The 17,589-nt window shown below is 64.3% G+C and carries 11 protein-coding genes; 8 read left to right on the forward strand and 3 right to left on the reverse strand.

Annotation, left to right across the window (positions count from 1 at the left end; genetic code table 11):
- Positions 1 to 92: 92 nt before the first annotated feature.
- Positions 93 to 2,927 (reverse strand): TonB-dependent receptor domain-containing protein, encoded by a 2,835-nt coding sequence (locus AC07M7_RS09665; protein WP_495207276.1) that lies wholly within the window; start codon positions 2,925 to 2,927, stop codon positions 93 to 95.
- A 556-nt stretch (positions 2,928 to 3,483) separates the two neighbouring features.
- Here AC07M7_RS09665 and AC07M7_RS09670 point away from each other — a divergent pair.
- On the forward strand, positions 3,484 to 3,936 hold the full coding sequence (locus tag AC07M7_RS09670; RefSeq protein ID WP_006395575.1) for a PA2169 family four-helix-bundle protein: 453 nt from the start codon (positions 3,484 to 3,486) through the stop codon (positions 3,934 to 3,936).
- Between the two features lie 85 nt (positions 3,937 to 4,021).
- Here AC07M7_RS09670 and AC07M7_RS09675 read toward each other — a convergent pair whose 3' ends face one another.
- On the reverse strand, positions 4,022 to 5,488 hold the full coding sequence (locus AC07M7_RS09675; protein WP_495207277.1) for an MFS transporter: 1,467 nt from the start codon (positions 5,486 to 5,488) through the stop codon (positions 4,022 to 4,024).
- A gap of 167 nt (positions 5,489 to 5,655) precedes the next feature.
- Between AC07M7_RS09675 and AC07M7_RS09680 the strand changes: the two genes are divergently transcribed.
- Together AC07M7_RS09680 and cml are read left to right on the forward strand one after the other, a co-directional pair.
- On the forward strand, positions 5,656 to 6,561 hold the full coding sequence (locus AC07M7_RS09680; RefSeq protein ID WP_495207278.1) for a LysR substrate-binding domain-containing protein: 906 nt from the start codon (positions 5,656 to 5,658) through the stop codon (positions 6,559 to 6,561).
- Between the two features lie 198 nt (positions 6,562 to 6,759).
- The gene (gene cml / locus AC07M7_RS09685) at positions 6,760 to 7,947 is read left to right on the forward strand and encodes a CmlA/FloR family chloramphenicol efflux MFS transporter (protein WP_495207279.1); all 1,188 of its coding nucleotides are present in this window, start codon (positions 6,760 to 6,762) and stop codon (positions 7,945 to 7,947) included.
- A 71-nt stretch (positions 7,948 to 8,018) separates the two neighbouring features.
- Here the strand turns inward: cml and AC07M7_RS09690 are convergent, their stop codons facing one another.
- Complete coding sequence (locus AC07M7_RS09690) at positions 8,019 to 11,384, reverse strand: autotransporter domain-containing protein (RefSeq protein WP_495207280.1); 3,366 nt, start codon at positions 11,382 to 11,384, stop codon at positions 8,019 to 8,021.
- A gap of 435 nt (positions 11,385 to 11,819) precedes the next feature.
- Here AC07M7_RS09690 and AC07M7_RS09695 point away from each other — a divergent pair, with 435 nt between their 5' ends.
- From AC07M7_RS09695 to AC07M7_RS09715, 5 genes are all read left to right on the forward strand, one after another.
- Positions 11,820 to 12,356 carry a fimbrial protein gene (locus AC07M7_RS09695; protein ID WP_136638525.1) on the forward strand — a complete coding sequence of 179 codons (537 nt, stop codon included), beginning with the start codon at positions 11,820 to 11,822 and terminating at the stop codon, positions 12,354 to 12,356.
- A gap of 176 nt (positions 12,357 to 12,532) precedes the next feature.
- Positions 12,533 to 13,309: a fimbrial biogenesis chaperone gene (locus tag AC07M7_RS09700; RefSeq protein WP_495207281.1), complete on the forward strand. Its 777-nt coding sequence runs from the start codon at positions 12,533 to 12,535 to the stop codon at positions 13,307 to 13,309.
- Between the two features lie 19 nt (positions 13,310 to 13,328).
- On the forward strand, positions 13,329 to 15,899 hold the full coding sequence (locus AC07M7_RS09705) for a fimbria/pilus outer membrane usher protein (protein WP_495207282.1): 2,571 nt from the start codon (positions 13,329 to 13,331) through the stop codon (positions 15,897 to 15,899).
- 111 nt (positions 15,900 to 16,010) lie between these two features.
- On the forward strand, positions 16,011 to 17,009 hold the full coding sequence (locus AC07M7_RS09710; protein WP_495207283.1) for a fimbrial protein: 999 nt from the start codon (positions 16,011 to 16,013) through the stop codon (positions 17,007 to 17,009).
- A 128-nt stretch (positions 17,010 to 17,137) separates the two neighbouring features.
- Positions 17,138 to 17,404 (forward strand): hypothetical protein, encoded by a 267-nt coding sequence (locus AC07M7_RS09715; RefSeq protein WP_136638522.1) that lies wholly within the window; start codon positions 17,138 to 17,140, stop codon positions 17,402 to 17,404.
- The last annotated feature ends 185 nt before the right edge of the window (positions 17,405 to 17,589 follow it).

Here is a 17,589-nt window from a genome sequence, read left to right on the forward strand (position 1 = left end):
TTCCGTCGAAGAACGATGGAGATCGGGTGGAGGTTGTGTGCATCGTGGCCGGCGGACTCCCCTTCCGCCGGCCACGAGCACGTACCTGTCGATCAGAAGCGCTGCGAGTACTTCACGTACACGGTGCGGCCGATGTCGAAGCCGCCGTAGTAGGGGAAGGAGCTGGACGGCTTGGAGAACATGATCGGGCCCTGGTGGTTGAACACGTTGTTCGAGCCTAGTGCCACCGTGCCGTCCCACGGCAGCTTGTAGCTGACCTGGATGTCGTGGAAGGCATTCGAACCCACCTTGCGCAGTGCATCCGGTTCACCATAGGCGTAGCGGTCGGGCAGGGTGCAGGGCCGGTTCGGCACGCAGTTTTCAACCATGCCGGAGAAGTAGCGCACGGTGTACTGGGTGCTGAAGTTGCCGAGCTGCCAGTTCACGCCCAGATTCGAGCGCAGTCGGGAAATGCCCGGCTGGCCGATCCGGCCCATCATGATCGTATCGCCGGCCGAGTTCTGGTTCTGCTCGTCGTACTTGGAGACGTAGCTGTTCTGCAGATCGATGGTGATGCGGCCGAAGGAGAACTCGGGCAGGCGATAGCGGATGCCCAGATCCCAGCCTTCGGTCTCCATCGAGCCCAGGTTGGCGAGGCCGTAGAACATGCTGGTGATGTGGCCATCACCGGCTCGCTTGACGCTTCCGCAACGCGAGGCATTACCCAGCACGTAGCAGTCACGCAGGATGCGGTCGACGCTGTCCTGGATGATCATGTTGGTGATCTTGTAGCTGTACCAGTCGAGGTTGATGTCCAGGCCCTCGACCCAGCGCGGGCTCCAGACCACGCCCACGGTCTTGCTCTTGGACTCTTCCGGGCGCAGCTTCGGGTCTGAGCCGGTGGTGAACTCGTCAGGAGTGGCGCACGGATAGCTGGCACAGGGCTTCAGGCTCTGGTTCAGCTGCTGGTAGCCCAACGGCACGCCGGCGGCGTTGCAGGCGGCATTGCCGTTGACGCTGTTGGTGGCACCGATGCCGCAGGGGTCGACATACGTTTCGAAGCTGGTACCCAGGCCGCCGTACAGGTCGGAGATGCTCGGTGCGCGGAAGCCTTCGGCGAAGGTGCCGCGGATCATCAGCTCTTCGATTGGACGCCAGGCGAAGCTAGCCTTGGAATTGGTGGTACTGCCGAAGTTGCTGTAGTCGGAGTAGCGCGTGGCCAGGTTCACGGTCAGTTCCTTGGCGAACGGCAGGTCGCGCAGCACCGGTACGTTCACTTCGGCGAAGAACTCGTTGAGGCTGTAGTCACCGGCGGTGGTGGAGGCGCCCAGCGCCGTGCTCTGCCGCGACTGCGCGAAGGCATCGGGCACGAAGCGGCCTTCTTCCTTGCGGTACTGGTAGCCCAGGGCGACCGACAGGTCACCGGCGGGAAGTTCGATCACCGGTCCGGAGATGTTGGCGAAGTAGCTGCGGGTCTTGGTGATGCCGGTGTCGTTGAACGTCGGGAACAAGAAGCGCTGCAGTTCAGGATCGGAGAGAGAGCCAGCCCCCGCGACCCCGAACGGCAGCAAAGGATTCCAGGCCAGGCAACCCGTGACCGGCGATGCCGCCGTGCCACAACGGGCCACACCGTTGGCATCGAGGTAGGAGGGCCCCAATGCCTGCCGGGAAGCGATCAGGCTCATGTCGCCACGGCCTGTTTTTGTAACTTCATTGCGGTTGAACAGCGCGCCGACGTCCCAGTCGTACGCCTTGCTTCCCAGCTCGAAGTAGCCGGACAGGCTCGGCGCGACGCGCAGGGACTTCAGCTTGCTTTCGGTGGTGCGCGGCACTTCCCACAGGCGGCGATTGAACGCAATGCTGTGGTCGACGGGGTTGAACACGCTGGCCGCGTCCAGCGGCGTGCCGAACTTGGTCGACTGGTACGGGTAACCTGCAATCTGCTGGTCGGTGGTGCGCTCGTTGTAGCCGATATCGGCAGTGAACTTGATCTGCTCGGTCAGTGCGTAGTCCGTGCTGAGGAACAGCGAGCGACGCTCGATGCCGGTCTGCAGGTGCATCTGCTCGTTGCCGTTGGCGAACTCCGACGGCGTGATCGGGTGGTAGTCGTTCGGGTTCTTCGGGTTGCCGCCACGATTGAGCGTCTTGAACACCGCATCACCGGTGTTGCACTTGTACAGGGCCGGGTCGCACCACGAACCGTTCTGGCTGATGTTGCTCCAGTCCGCACCGGGGTAGTTGGGGCCAGCACCACCGTACCGGGAGAACTCACGGTCGCGGGCGAACACCGGGTCCGATTTCTGGTATTCCAGTGCGAGCGTGTAGCCGCCGCGTTCACCTCGGGCGCCGGTGACCAGCGAGAAAGTGCTGTCCTTGCCGTCGCCCTCGCTGAACTGCCCATGTTGCACGGACACTTCCAGGCCTTCGTAGTTCTTGCGGGTGATGATGTTGACCGCGCCGGCGATCGCATCCGATCCGTACAGCGCAGAGGCGCCGTCCTTCAGTACATCGATGCGCTCCACCGCGCTCATCGGGATCTGGCTGAGATCCTGGTAGCCGCCGGTGGTGGCGCCCAGGCGCTTGCCGTTGACCAGCACCAGCGAGCGGGTGGCGCCCAGGTTGCGGATGTTCACGTAGTAGCCGCCGACGTTCTCGCCGGAAGCCAGGGCGCGCGCACGCGAAATGGTCGGGGCGCCGGTGGAGGTCAGGTTCTGCAGCAGGTCGGCAATGGTGGTGAAGCCCTGCTGTTCGATCATCGCGCGGGTGATGGCGATGATGGGCTGCTGCGTCTCGATGTCGACGCTGCGGATGGCCGAGCCGGTGACCTGGATGCGATCGAGGTTCTTCGGTGTTTTCTCGCTGCCATCCTGGGCATGTGCGGCCGGCGACCAGGTGGCAGCCAGGGCGGTGCCCACTGCCAGTGAAAGCAGGGTGTACTTGTAATGCATTTGGCTCTCTCCAAATCCAGTTGAATGGGTTTCGTGCATTGCTGCGTGGAAACCGATCTGAAACTCCGCTGTGCGGAATCGGAAGGAACCTAACACTCCGTTTACATCCTGATTACGTTATGGACGCGTTATCGTCGCGCGCTGGCTCCGTGCGTTCCTGCACGGGTCCTGCACGAAATCTCTACGCGCGCACATGCTGCTTTGCATCAGTGTGCCTGTGCACCTTTTGCAGATCGAAGGAGACGCGTAGTGAATACCCCTGGAAAGCCCAAGCCCAGTTGGCGGCAGAGGCATGTGCTGCTGCTTGTACTGGCCATCGTGCTGCTGGTCGCGTTGATCATCATCATCGCGCCCTGGTGAATCGACGTCGGTTCGCTTGTTTTCCGTGAACGGAAATGCGCCTGCGCATGAAGAAGTCAGCACGCGTTGAACGTGGTGACGTGCACATCAATCCGTACTCACCCGACAGCCACGCCACACCCGCCACAGTGGGGTCGAAGGCAACGCAATCGCGCTGCCATTCCCCACAGATTTTCGAGCACACAGGAGCGACTCCATGAGCACCCAGTCCACCATTGAACATCGCCTCAACGACCTGATCGAGATCGCCCGCGACGGCAAGTCGTTCTATGAAGAAGCCGCGACCAAGGTGAAGGATGCCGAGCTGTCGGCATTGTTCACCCGTATCGCCGGTGTCAAGGGTCGTATCGTCTCGGCGTTGAGCAGCTCGGTTGCTGCCAGCGGCGGCAAGCCTGCCGAGCACGGCACCATGGTCGGTTCGATGCAGCAGTTCTACGGCAAGGTACGCGCCGCGTTTGGCGACACCAATTATGGCTATGTGGCCGAACTGGAAGAATCCGAAGATCGCCTGCTTGGTGCGTTCAAGGACGTGCTGAAGGACAACGAGCTGCCGCCGGCCGTGCGCCAGGAAGTCACCCAGCTACTTCCGGAAGTTCAGGAATGCCACAACGTCATGCGCGCCCGCAAGCACGCCATGAAGGCGGCCTGACGCTCTCTGGCGGCCTTCTCCCCGGGGCCGCCACGGCCGGGTCAGCGCGGCTGCCCCGGCCATCTTTGCAGAAGCAGGAAGAGAATCAGTTGCTCTCCTGCGATTGCCGTTGATGGTGGGAAATAGCGTCTGCTGATCGACTCCCCAGCAGTGCCACCGCCAGGCTGGCCAGCGCTGCGGCGATGGCCGAGGTCCACAGGGCGCTGGCGAAGCCGTGGCTGTAGATCGCCTGTGCGAACGTCGCGGTGTGTGAGCCAGCGAATGTACCGGTGGCGATCGCATCGGCCATCGGCCGCACGTCGCCGGGTGGCACCGCCGCCGCCAACGCGGTGCGGATGCCCAGGCTCAGTGCGCTGGAAAGGATGGTGAAGCCCAGCAGGATGCCGACGAAACGCGTGGTGGCGCTGATGCCGGAGGCCATGCCGGCGCGGTCGCGCGGTGCCGCACCGATGATGGCCTTGGAGGTCTCGCCATTGAGGATGCCGCCACCGGCACCGATCACAACCATCGCGAGCAATGCAAGCCATGTTTGCTGCTGCCACGCGGCGAGGCCGGCCACGGCGTTGCCGGCGGCGGTGATCGACAGGCCGATGGCCAGCACGGCCGGGCTCGTCAGGTGGCGGCCCAGCCGCCGGCCGATCGCAGGGAACAGCAGCATCGCCACAGCGAAGGGCAGCATGCCGACACCGGCGGCCAACGCGCCCAGCCCCATGCCATTCTGCAGATACTGCGGCAGCATCGAGGCCATCACCTGGGCGCTGACCGAATAGCCGACCATGGCGATGAGCGCGCCGACGAAGCGCGGGCTGGCCAGCAGCCCGAGGTCCACCATGGGATGCGGCCGTGCCCGCTCAACGATGACGAAGGCGGTCCCCATGGCGAAGGCCAGGGCCAGCCCGGTCAACGCCGTTGCAGCGCCCCAGCCCTGCGCCAGGCCTTCCACCAGGAACAGCACGATGCCGAAGATCGCCAGGCTGAAGGTGGCGATGCCGGGCGGATCGAGCGGGCGGAGCACGCTGTCGGAGGATTCCGGTATCCAGCGCAGCGCGCCGCAGCCGAGCAGGGCGAGGAACGGCAGGATCGCGATGAACACCGCGCGCCAGCCCCATAGCGTGGACAGTACGCCACCGATCAACGGCGAGAGCACCATCATCATGCCCATGGCCGTGCCCCAGAATGCCCACGCGTTGTCCTTGGCGACCCCCTCGTGGAAGGTGTGGCCGATGATCGACAGCGATGGCGCCAACAGGAATGCGGCACCCACGCCCTGCAGCGCCCGCGCGAGATAGAGCGATGATGCGGTCGGCGCCAATGCGCACAGCAATGAGGTGAGGGCGAACACGGTGATGCCGATCAGCAGCACGCGGCGGCGGCCGCAACGGTCGGCGATGGCACCGGCCGGCAGCAGCAGCGAAGTGAAGGACAGGATGTAGGCGCTGATCACCCACTCGATATCCGCGAACCCGGCATGCAGGTCACGCGCGATGCCGGGCAGTGCGACCGCCACTGCATTGGTCTCGAGCACGGTCATCGTGCAGCCCAGCGAGGCCACCAGCAGGATCCGGTCGGGCAGCCTGTGTGGCACAGGGGAAAGGGTGGGGGAGGGTGGCACCGGTCGCTCGCAGGAGGGGGAGGACAGGCATTCCAGCAGCGATCAGTGTTTGTTTCATTCTCGGTGTTTTCCCGGTACGTTAGGTTTTGCCTAACGAATCGTCGCCCATGGAACGTCGTCACCTGGAGTACTTCGTCACCTTGGCCGAGGAGTTGCACTTCGGCCGTGCGGCGTTGCGCCTGGGGATCGCCACGCCGACCCTGAGCGTGCAGATCCAGGACATCGAGCGCCGGCTCGGGACCCGCCTGTTCGAGCGCGGACGCCGGGAGGCGGCGCTGACCTCGGCCGGCGAGGTGTTCCTGGCCGAAGCACGTGACGTGCTGCGCCGGTTCGAGCAGGCCGAAACCGTGGGCCGGCGGGCTGGCCGCGGCGAGATCGGCAAGATCGAGATCGGTTATGTGGGTTCGGCGTTGTATGCCGGTGCGCTGCAGGACCAGCTGAGCCGGTTCCGCGACCGCTATCCCGGCGTTGACCTGCAGGTGAGCGAATGGCCGATGGGCGTGCTGCCGGAGCTGCTGCAGCAAGGCCGGGTGGACGTGGTGTTCTGCCGGCCGCCGATGGAAGTGCCCGGCAGCGTGGGCGAACACACCCTGGTCGAAGACCAGTTCTGCGTGGCCCTGCCGGAAACCCATCCACTGGCGCAGGCGCGGCGTCCGGTGCAACCGGCGGCGCTGGCCAGGGAAGGGTTCGTGATGCCGGAACAGCCGGCAGGCGCGATGGAGGTCGCGCGACGGGGCGGCTTCATTCCACGCATCCGTTCGCAGCCCGGTCATCTGGCAGCGGTGCTGGCTGAGGTTTCCGTCGGCGTCGGTTCGGTGGCGATCGTGCCATCGGTGCTGCAACGCACGCTGGTGCTGCCGGGGATGGTCTATCTGCCGCTGGCCGGACCGTCCATCGTCTCGACCATTGCCGTGCAGTACCGCCAGGCCGAGACCTCGCCGGTGGTCCGACGCCTGATCGAGCAGGTGAAGCAGACACCGTGCAGACGCATCGACATGCTGCCGCTGGGCTGACCGCTGCTGCCACTTGCCGGTGGTTGCTACACTTGCGCCACCCGTACAGGTATTCGATGGCGCCATGAACAACGGGAACGGTCCGCAGACAGTTCGCTGAGCCGCAACAACGATGCAGACGTTGTTGCGGTGATCATCCCTGCGATGCACGCGAAGTGGATGGATCACCGCCGGATTCACTCTGGGCGGAGACTCCCCATGTTCAATCGACAGGCCCCACGTTGGGCCCATTCCCTGCCGTCGGCCATCGTGCTGATGGCCCCCTTCGATCTCCTGGCCTCGCTGGCCATGGATATCTACCTGCCTGTGGTTCCTGCAATGCCACGCGCTCTGGGTACCTCGCCGGTGCTGGTGCAGCTGACGCTCAGTGCCTACCTGCTGGTGCTCGGCGTGGGCCAGCTGGTGTTCGGCCCACTGTCCGACCGCATCGGGCGACGGCCGGTGCTGTTGCTGGGCGCGTTGCTGTTCACCGTCGCGTCGATAGCGCTGGCGGCGTCCAGCAGAGGTGCGGCGTTCCTGGCCTGGCGTACCGTGCAGGCGATCGGTGCATCGGCGGCGCTGGTGGCGACCTTCGCCACCGTGCGTGATGTATATGCCGATACGCCGGAGGGTGCTTCGCTGTATGGGTTGTTCGCCTCGATGCTGGCCTTCGTGCCCGCGCTCGGTCCGATCCTTGGTGCATTGGTGGCAGGCGCATTCGGCTGGCGTGCAATCTTCGCACTGCTGGGCGTGCTCGGCCTGATCGCCGGCCTGCGCGCGCAACGCCATTGGCAGGAGACCCGCCCGCCGCGCAGCGACGCGCCAGGCCCGGTGCTGCAGCGCATTCTCCGCAGCGGTGGGTTCTGGGTGTACACGCTGGGTTTCAGTGCGGGCATGGGCACCTTCTTCGTGTTCTTCTCGATCGCCCCCCGCATCCTGGTCGGACGCATGCAGTACTCGCCGCTGTCCTTCGGCCTGGCGTTCGCAACGGTGGCGCTGGTGATGATTTTCAGCGCGCGCCTGGCGAAGAGGCTGATCGCCCGCTGGCAGGTGCGCGGGACCTTCCTGCGTGGGCTGTGGGTGATGATCGGCGGGGCGTTGCTGATGGCACTGGCGACGCTGTGGCCACCGTCATTCGCCAGCGTGGTGCTGCCGATGTGGGCCATCGCGGTGGGCCTGGTGATGGTGGTATCGGTGGCGGCCAACGGTGCATTGCGTGATTTCGCCGATGCCTCCGGGATGGCGGTGGCGCTCTACTACGCCCTGCAGAGCGTGATCGTCGCCGTAGTAGGGACGTTGGCTACCGTGCTGCTGCCGGGAGACACGGTGTGGCCGCTGGTGGCTTATGGGCTGCTGTTGCCACTAGCCAGCCTGCTGGCTGCACGCTGCCTGCCGCGTGGTGCATAGCGGCTGGCGGCGGACAAAAAAGGGGCGGCCGCGCGGCCGCCCCAACCTGTCAAGAGAACACGTGCCTGGAACTAGAAGAGGACCGACCAGCGTGCATTGGCGCCATGGTCGCGGCTTTCGCTGCCGAACTGGCCGCTGTAGCCCAGCTCCAGCTGCTGCCGCGGCGTCAGCCATGCCGACAGGCCCAGCTCGGCCACCACGGCGTTGTCGGCGATCGGTGCGCCCTCCACCGCGAAGGTGCTGCTGCTGTTGGCGAAGGCCAGGTTGGCCACCTGGCTGCGGTCGCCAGAGGCGCGGCGGTAGCCTACGCCACCGCGCAGGTGCAGCCAGCTGTCCTGCTGGAACGAGGCCTTCAGTCCCTTGTCGAAGCGCACACCGGCGGTGGCGATCGTGGTTGCGGTGTCATCCACCTTGCCCTGAAGGGAGGCCGCACCACCGCGTTCGTTGATGCGCTTGAGGTCCACTTCCACGCGCGCCACCTGCAGGTACGGCTCCAGTCCGGCTTCCGGACCACCGAAGCGGTAACCGGCTTCGATGAAGGCCTGGCGGGTGCGGGCGTCGTAGCGTGCGCTCAGGCTGTCGCTGAAGCCAGCGAACGCCACGTCGCGCGTGCTCTTCACCTCGTGCTTGCTCCAGGCCACACCACCGCGCAGGCCGAATCCACCCCAATTGTGGCTGGCGTAGGCGCCGAAGTGCGTGTTGTCGATCTTCGACTTGGCACGACGCTCCTGCTGCTTCACGTCGGTACGGCCGGTACCGGCCAGCACACCGACCTGCCAGCCGGAGAACTCGCGGTCGATGCCGACCAGCAGGCCGTTGCTGTTGGCTTCGGTGCGGGTGGTGTTGCTGTTGCCATCCAGCTTGCTGTTGCCTCCGAGTGCCTGCACCCAGGCGCCGGTGGCATCGCCCGCGTCGGCACCTGGTGCGGTGGTACCGGCACGGCGCGACAGCGCGGCATCACGCACGTAGCGGCTGCCCTCAACCAGGGCCAGTGCCGTGGCCGGATGCAGTTCGCCGCTGAGGCCGTCAAGCACGCCACCGACCTGTTGCGGGAACAGTTGGGTCAGCGGCTTGGGCAGGCCCTGGTTGATCGCCAGGCCATCGGCGCTGGTCGCCACCGCGCGTTGGTTCGGCGTGGTGGCAGCACTGGCCAGCGAGGCGCCGCGTGCCACGTCGATGCGGGCGCCGTTGGCAGCATAGGCGAGGCTGAACTGCAGGAACGGCGAGAACGCGCTGAAGTCGGTTTTCGCGAACTGGCCGCTGACGCCACCGTCGGCGCGGATGAAGTTGAACTGCTCACCCAGGTAGTAGGTGCCCGGTTCCGGCAACGCAACCAGGGTGCCGCCAAGGGTGGCGCTGCCGGTGACGTGCAGTTGGTCGCTGCGGCCGCCGGGGGCAAGCTCGGCGGCATAGACGCCGGTCGCGCCCTGCACGTAGTTGCCATTGATGGTCAGCGTGCCGATCGAGTTGCCCGGAGCAAGGGTGCCGTCCACGCGCGTGTTGCCCAGCGTGCCGATGCCCTTCAACAGGCCGTTCGCACCGACCGTGGTGGTGCCGCCGGTCTGGGTGCCGTTGAAGGACACCACGCCACCGTTAATGGTCAGGTTGCTGTCCTTCAGGACGCCACTGGCACTGACGGTGCTGACGCCATCGGTGGTGGTCAGTGCGGTGGAGACCAGGCTGCCGTTGAGCAGGAACTGGCCGCCCTGCACGTCGACCGCCGAGGTGAGCGTGTTGGCGCCGTTCAATTCCAGCGTGCCTTCGCGCAGTACCGCGCCGTTGAAGGTGTTGTCACCGCTCAGGCGCAGCCAACCGATACCGGATTTGGTCAGCTTGCCGGGGCCCCCGATGTCGTTGGTCCAGTCATCCCAGGCGTCGCCTTCCCACACTTTCAGGCCGCCGGCCTTCTGGTTCATCACCACGTTGGTATCCACGCGCAGCGAGCCGTAGCCTTCAATGGCCTTGCGCAGGTCGACCATACCCCAGCCGTAGACATCGTCCACTCCCGGCGCGCCGAGATCACGTGCCGTTGTCAGTAGCACGTCGCGGACCTGTGCGTTGTCGAGGTAGGGGAAGCGCTCCATCAGCAGGCCGAGCGCGCCGGTGATGTGTGGCGCGGCCATTGATGTGCCGGTCTTGGTGCCGTAGAGATAGTTGGTGTTTTCGCTGTCGATGATCAACCGCACATAGGCGGAGGTGTTTTCGATGCGGCCCTGGATACCGCCGGAGACGATGGTGCTGAGGATATCGGTACCGGGCGCCGAGATGCACCAGTTGGCGGCGACGCCGCAGATGCTGGAGCTTCCGTCGATCACGTAGTCGGTTTCACCTGCAGCGGCGTTGGGCTGGCGCACGTTGGCCACCGCAAGCCAGTAGGGTTCCAGTTCGGGCTTCCAGCGTGGCATCGAAGCGGTGATGCCAGCGAGCGCACCGCTGCCGTTGCCGGCCGACCACACCTGGATGAGGCTGGAGCCCTGGGTATCGCCGTTGCTGGCGTAGATGCTGCCATACACACCGTAGTTGGCGCCGATGCTGGCGTATTGCTGGTCCAGCGCAGCGGCGGTCATGTTGCGCGTGGAAATGCCCCAGCTGTGGTTGATCGCGCGTACACCCTGCGCCTGGATCTGTGCGTACATGTCCAGTTTGGCAGCATCATCCGGATCGGTGCGGTACAGCGCACGCGGGCGATAGAAATTGTCAGGGTCCAGGCGCCACTCGTAGTAGGTATCACCGAACACGCGCGCGGCGGTGAGATCCGCACCAAAGGCCACGCCATGCATGCCCGTACCGTTGCGGTTTGCACCGATGGTGCCCAGCACATGCGTGCCGTGGTCGGCGTAGCTGAAGCCATAGGGCTGGCCGGCGGCGATCAGGCGTGCCGCCAGTGCGGGCGGAACGCCGGCGCCGAGTCCGTAGTAGTTGTAACCGGGCTGTTCGCCGTGGGTTTGTCCGCAGGCGCCGGTACCTGCGACCACCCCTGGCGTCGCACAGTCGGCGCCGATGGTGATACTGGACGTATTGCGTCCTGCAAACTCCGGATGCGCCAGCGCGGAGCCCGAGTCGAACAGCGCCAGGCGTACGCCCTTTCCGGTCAGTCCTCGTGCATAGGCGTAGTCCGCGCCCATTGCACCCAAGCCCCAGTCGGCGTTGAATTCATCGCTGCGCCAGCTGGCCGGATCGCCCGGGCTGCCGAGGATCGACATGCTGCCGGTAGCGGCGGTCGAGAGCGGCGCCGACAGGTTCGCGGTGCCGGCTACGCTGGCAGGTTGCGCCCAGGCCGCCTGCAACTGGCGCTGTTGCTGCCAGGCGTCGAGTGATCCACTGGCAATGGCGGGCGATGCCGTGGCCAGCAGCAGGGAGCTGGCCACGGCAAGGGTGAGGCGGCTGTGCAGCGGAGAACGGGAGCGGGACGAACGGCCGTGCAGCGGGTGATTCATTGGGCAACTTCCTTGGTTGACGGTCAACCAAGCTGTTAACGGATTCATAGCGCTATCACCCCCAGTGCTTCGAGGACGAAACAGTGAAGGTGTAAGAGACGCGAAGTGCCAGACGGGAGCGCGCTTGTAGCTGCAGATTGTTCCGTGGATGGGCAGGTACCTATCGCCGCATTGCGACGTCCTGCAGAGTGTCGATCACGTGAATCCAAAAACGTTCCGGATGACGTCTTGGCGTACATGAATCGTGGCTGGTGAAAATAATGTTTGTGACATTAAATGCATTGTTATTCATGTAATAAAGTGATGATTTTAAAGGAAAAAATAGACTCACGTCACAGATTCTTATTACTATGCGTGGGTCGGCGCGGTGGTTGCGTCCGGCATTTTTAGAACGGGGCTTCCGTGCCCGCCCATCATTCATAGGTAAATATCACCATGCGCAATTTGATCATCGCCAAGCTCACCGCCGTTGCAGTCACCGGTCTGCTGTCGCAGAGCGCCTTCGCTGCCGACGGCACTGTCAACTTCATCGGCGAAATCGTGGACGCGCCGTGCTCGATCGCTCCCCAGAGCCAGAATCTGACCGTGCCGCTGGGCAAGGTCTCCCGTACCACGCTGGACGGCGCTGCCGGCAAGGTGTCGGCCCCCGCCAAGTTCGCCATCGATCTGCTGGGTTGTGGCGCTACCGCCAAGGGCGCGACGGTGACCTTTGCGGCCCCGGCCGACGCCCTCAACAAGAACCTGCTGCGCGTGGGCGTGGGTGAAGTGGACGGCAGCTTTGCCACCGGCGTGGGCATCCAGGTAGCCGACTCGTCGGGCAAGCAGATCCCGGTCGGCCAGGCGTCGGGCAACTACACGCTGGCACAGGGCGACAACGCTCTGCAGTTCCAGGCCAATTACATGTCCACCGGCCCGGCTGTCACCGTGGGCCGTGGTAACGCGATGGCACAGTTCACCGTCGCCTACAAGTAATCGCCGGCTGTCGGTACCCGGTCCAGGCCGGGTACCGGCATCGAGTACGGGATCGAGCGCCTTGCTGCAACAGCGGCCTGCCCGCCACCCGACCTTCACTACACATTTTTCCGTTCAGGCGGTGCCCTCGCGGTGCTGCCCTGGCCGCTGCATTTCCGAACATCCGAGAGACCTCCATGTTTTCCAAGCGTCTATTTCCGCAACTCAGCGGCCTGGTGCTGGCCGCCTGTCTATTCGCTGTTGCAGTACCGGCCTCTGCAGCGATCATGCTGGGCGGTACGCGCGTCATCATCAACGAAGGCAGCCGCGAAGCGTCGATCTCGATGAAGAACGAAGCCAATGCGCCGTTCGTGGTGCAGGCATGGATCGACGCGGGCGAGGGCAGGAACAAGACGCCTTTCCTGGTGACCCCGCCATTGTCGCGGCTCGATCCGGGTATGGAGAACATTCTGCGCATCGTACGTACGGGCGATCAGCTGCCGTCGGATCGCGAATCGGTGTTCTGGTTGAACGTCAAGGAAATTCCCGAGCGCGCCGAGGAAGAGAACGTCCTGCAGGTGGCCGTCCGCAGCCGCATCAAGGTGTTCTACCGGCCGGCCGCACTGCGCGGTGGTGACGCGTCGCAGGCGCGCAGCAAACTCAAGTGGGCCGTGTCGACGGCCGCGGGTGGTGGCGCTGTACTGAAGATTGCCAATCCGACGCCGTACAACGTCACCTTCACTCTGCTCAAGGTGGGAGAGGGGAAGGAAGAGATCAATCCGGACATGGTTCCGCCCCTGGGTGAACTGGTGGTTCCGTTGAAGTCCATCCGGGTCGCCCAGGCGCTTGGCCTGCGCTTTACCACGATCAATGACTACGGCGGCGAAACCGCCGAAGAGGCCGTCACCGCGCCGGCTTCCGATGTTCCGGTGGCGGTGCTGCCGCAGCCGGTGCCGGTTTCTTCCACGCCCTGATTCTCCGAAGGTGAACGCCGTGAGTCGTGTCTCCATTCCGTCGCGCATGAGCGGGCAGGCGATGTCCATCCTGGCGCTGGCGCTGTCCTCGCAGTTGAGTCATGCCCAGTCGCCTCCGCCTAGCGTCTTCAACGAAGGGTTTCTGGAAATCGGTGGCGACCAGCAGGGTGCTGATCTGTCGCTGTTCTCGTTCGGTAACCAAGTGCTTCCCGGTGATTACCTGGTGGATGTGATGCGCAACGACCTCCGCCTGGGGCAATCGCAGCTGCGGTTCAATGCCGTGGAAGGCAAGCGTGATGCCGCGCCTTGCCTGACCGTGGGCATGCTGTCGTCCTGGGGCATGAATGTCGCTGCCTTCCCGGACATCGCCGCCCAGCCCGAGGGCAGTTGCATCGATCTGGCTACGGCGGTTCCCGAGGCTGCGGTGAACTACGACGCAGGTCGTCAGCAACTGACTGTGAGCATTCCGCAGGCGGCGCTGGTCAGGTCGGCGCGCGGTGCGGTGGATCCTTCGAAATGGGATCGTGGTATCAACGCCGCGATGCTGGACTACCAGCTCAACGTCGCCAACAACTCGGGTTCCAACACGCGTGATGGCGACCGCAGGAGCTTCATGGCTAGCGTTTTCGGCGAGCCCTACGAAGAGAAGAAGCCACGCCGTGACGCTGTATTTGGCAGTCTGCGCGGAGGCTTCAACCTGGGCGACTGGCGGTTCCGCAACTACACGACGTACAGCCGCGACGTGATGGGGGAGAGTCGCTGGGATGCGGTGCAGACCTTCGCCCAGCGCGACCTGAAATCAATCAACGGGCAGCTGCTGTTGGGCGACGGATTCACTCCAGGTGATCTGTTCGACGGCTTCCAGTTCCGTGGTGTGCAGATCTCGTCGGACGACTCCATGCTGCCCGACAGCCTGCGAGGCTACGCGCCGACCGTGCGTGGTGTCGCGCAGACCAATGCACGCGTCACCGTGCGCCAGAACGGCTACATCATCTACAACACATACGTGGCGCCAGGTGCTTTCGTCCTGGCTGACCTGTATCCGACCTCGTCCGGTGGAGACCTGCAGGTCACCATTACCGAAGCCGATGGCAGGGAAACGAAGTACACCCAAGCCTATTCCGCCGTGCCCACGCTGCTGCGCGAGGGAACATGGCGCTACAGCGCCACCGGCGGCCAGTATCGCCAGGGGTACGGCCGCTTCGAAGGCAGCCAGCCGCAACCCTACTTCTTCCAGGGCACGCTGGCCCGGGGCCTGGCCAACGAGTTCTCGCTGTATGGCGGTACCACGCTGGCGGGCAAGTACCAGGCAGCCATGGTCGGGTTCGGCAAGAACATGCGGGGCTTCGGCGCTGTGTCGGTGGACCTGACCCACGCGCGAAGCCGGGGCGACAGCGGCCAGTTCTTCAATGGACAGTCGTTGCGCTTCCTGTATGCGAAGTCGCTGGAGGAAACCGGCACCACCTTCCGCATGGCGGGCTATCGCTACTCCACCAGCGGCTACCGTACCTTCCCCGAAGCGGTGGGCATGCTGTTCGCGCAGGAGAATGGATTGCCCTTCGCCAACCGCCGCAACGAGCTGCGCCTGGAGGTTTCGCAGTCACTGGGCCGGTGGGGATCCCTCTACGGTTCGGCGCGGCAGCAGACCTACTGGGGCAGCGATCGCAAGGAGCGGCTGATCCAGGTGGGGTATTCGGGAAGCTACCAGCGCCTGACCTACAACCTGTTCTACAACCAGTATTCGAACCTGTATGGCTCGGCCAACAGGCAGGTGATGCTGACGCTCTCGCTCCCATTGGGGCGCAGCAGCAGTTCGGCGATGTACACGGCTTCACACGACAGCAGCGGCAGGACTGCGCACCAGGCCAGCGTGTTCGGCAGTGCCTTCGACGATCACCGGATGACCTATGGCGTGACCCTGGATCGGGCCAACCAGGGCGGTACCAGTGGCAGCGGCAATCTCAGCTACAAGGGCCAGTACGGGCGCGTCGACCTCGGTCACAGCCAGGGCAACGGCTATGGGCAGACCAACCTGGGCGTGGCCGGTGGCTTGGTCGTGCATGGCGAGGGCATCACCCTGTCGCAGCCCTTGGGCGAAACCATCGCACTGGTACGTGCGCCGCAGGCCGAGGGCGTGGGCATCGAGTCCCAGTCTGGTGTGCGCACCGATGGCAAGGGCAGTGCCGTGCTGCCCAATGTCACGCCCTATCGAACCAATCGCGTGGCGCTGAACACGCAGGATCTGGGCGACAAGGTCGAGGTGCGCAATGCGGCGATGGAGGTGGTTCCCACGCGCGGAGCGGTGGTGCGGGCGCACTTCGAAACCGCGGTTGGCTATCGACTGATGCTGGTGCTCAAGGGCGCCGACGGTCGACCACTGCCGTTCGGATCTCGTATCGAGAACGAAGCTGGACAGGAAGTCGGAGTCGTTGGGCCGGAGGGCCAGGCCTACGTGACCGGCGCACCGGAGGCCGGCACGCTGAAAGTGATCTGGGGCAGAAGCGAATCGGCGCAGTGCACGCTGAAGTATGCGTTGCCGCAGGAAGAGCACCCGTCGCCGATCCGAAACCATGAGGGGAACTGCCTGTGATGCCGAAGACCAGCTCCAGTACCCGGCCCGGATGGGATAAGGCTGTTCTGCAAATGAAGGCGATCGGCGCAGCAGCAGTGGTGTTTGTCAACGAAACCTTGGATCTCGCATATGAAATCTAGTAATTACTCCGTCGTCGTTGCTTCACTGCTGACGCTCGGCACTGCGGCCCCGGGTGTGGCGCTGGCTGACTGCATCTACCGACCGGAATCCAACAATGGGGCGAAAACTGTCAACGCGGGCACGGTGATCGTCTATCAGAGTGCCGCGGTTGGAAGCACCATCCATTCGAGCTCTTTCATTGCTGGATGGCCGGAAATTGCCTACTGCACACCGCCGGGTGGCACCATGACGTATTGGAATCAGATTCTTTGGGGAAGTCCAGTGGCGGGTATGAGTGGGGTCTACTCCACCAATATTCCGGGTATCGGCTATCGGGTTTCTCTGCCGGGAGCCTACAATCCATGGTTCCCGGGCACATACACGCGCGACTTCACGGTATCGTCCGACAAAGCATACTGGGTGGCAGCGCAACGCTGGGTGGTCCAGTTTTCTCTCGTCAAGACTGCTGCCAGGGTTGGCAACGGTCCTCTCAATCCAGTGCCATTCGCGCGCGCTGATTCCGGCGCCGGCGCCTCACAGCCTTACATGGTCCTGCAGATTGGCGACATCCGCATTCTTGCCCCTTCGTGTCAGGTAGCCGTTGGCTCTCGCAACCAGACCGTCAATCTCGGGCAGGAATTCCGCAATCGATTCCGTGGCGTGGGCAGTACCACGGCCGGCAAGGACTTCCAAGTGGTCGTCAATTGCCAGGCATCGCCCAATGGCATCGAGAACATGGTTTCACTGACCATGGATGCGACGCCGGATGCGTCCAGCACGCCAGGTGTTCTGGGTATCGACACCGGCACGGGAACGGCAACGGGCGTCGGCATCCAGGTGCTCGACAGTGCTGGCCAGCCTGTGGCGTTCGGCGAGCCAAAGCAGTTGGGCCAGTCGAAGGATGGCGATTACGTGGTGCCGTTCAAGGCACGCTACTACCAGGTCGCGAGCGCCGTGGGCGGTGGCCAGGCCAATGGCCGGGCCACCGTCACGTTGAGTTACAAGTAACGCCAGCCTCTAGGCCGGTGTGGGGCGCGCCGGCGCTACAGGTACGCGAGGGTCACCTCGTATCCCTTTACGTCGCGCCTGCCGGGCACGTCGGTCTTCAATACGACCGGACGTGTCTGGACCCTCACGTGCCGAGCGCTGAGACGAAAGCGATCAGCAGGCTTGCCCGCAGCCTGGGCGCGTTCCGCATCGCACCAGATGCGGAATGGGGCCATCCTTGGTTGAAGCTGCGGCAGGCAGGACGCGGGCTCGACGATGGCGCCCTGGAAGTGGATGATCCCATCTGCGGCGTGTCCCGCCGATGCTGGTCCCAAAGCGCACAACAGAAGCGTGGAAAACCGGGCCTTGTACATGGCTGCGACTCGCTGGAAGAGGTGGGATTGCGTCTTGCCTGAGATTCCTGACAGCGAACGTCGGGCAGGGCTGTTTCGCACGTATTCGTGATCGGGCTGATGTATCGAGGGCTATTTCTACTTCTGCTTTTGGGGCAACGCACTGTGCATGCACATCCCGTCGCGGGCCTCGCTGCGGCGGGAAGCTCCCCCCGCTGGACCGGCGTTGGGGATTCCACCCAGCCCCG

Source organism: Stenotrophomonas sp. GW821-FHT09E08 (assembly GCF_059416125.1).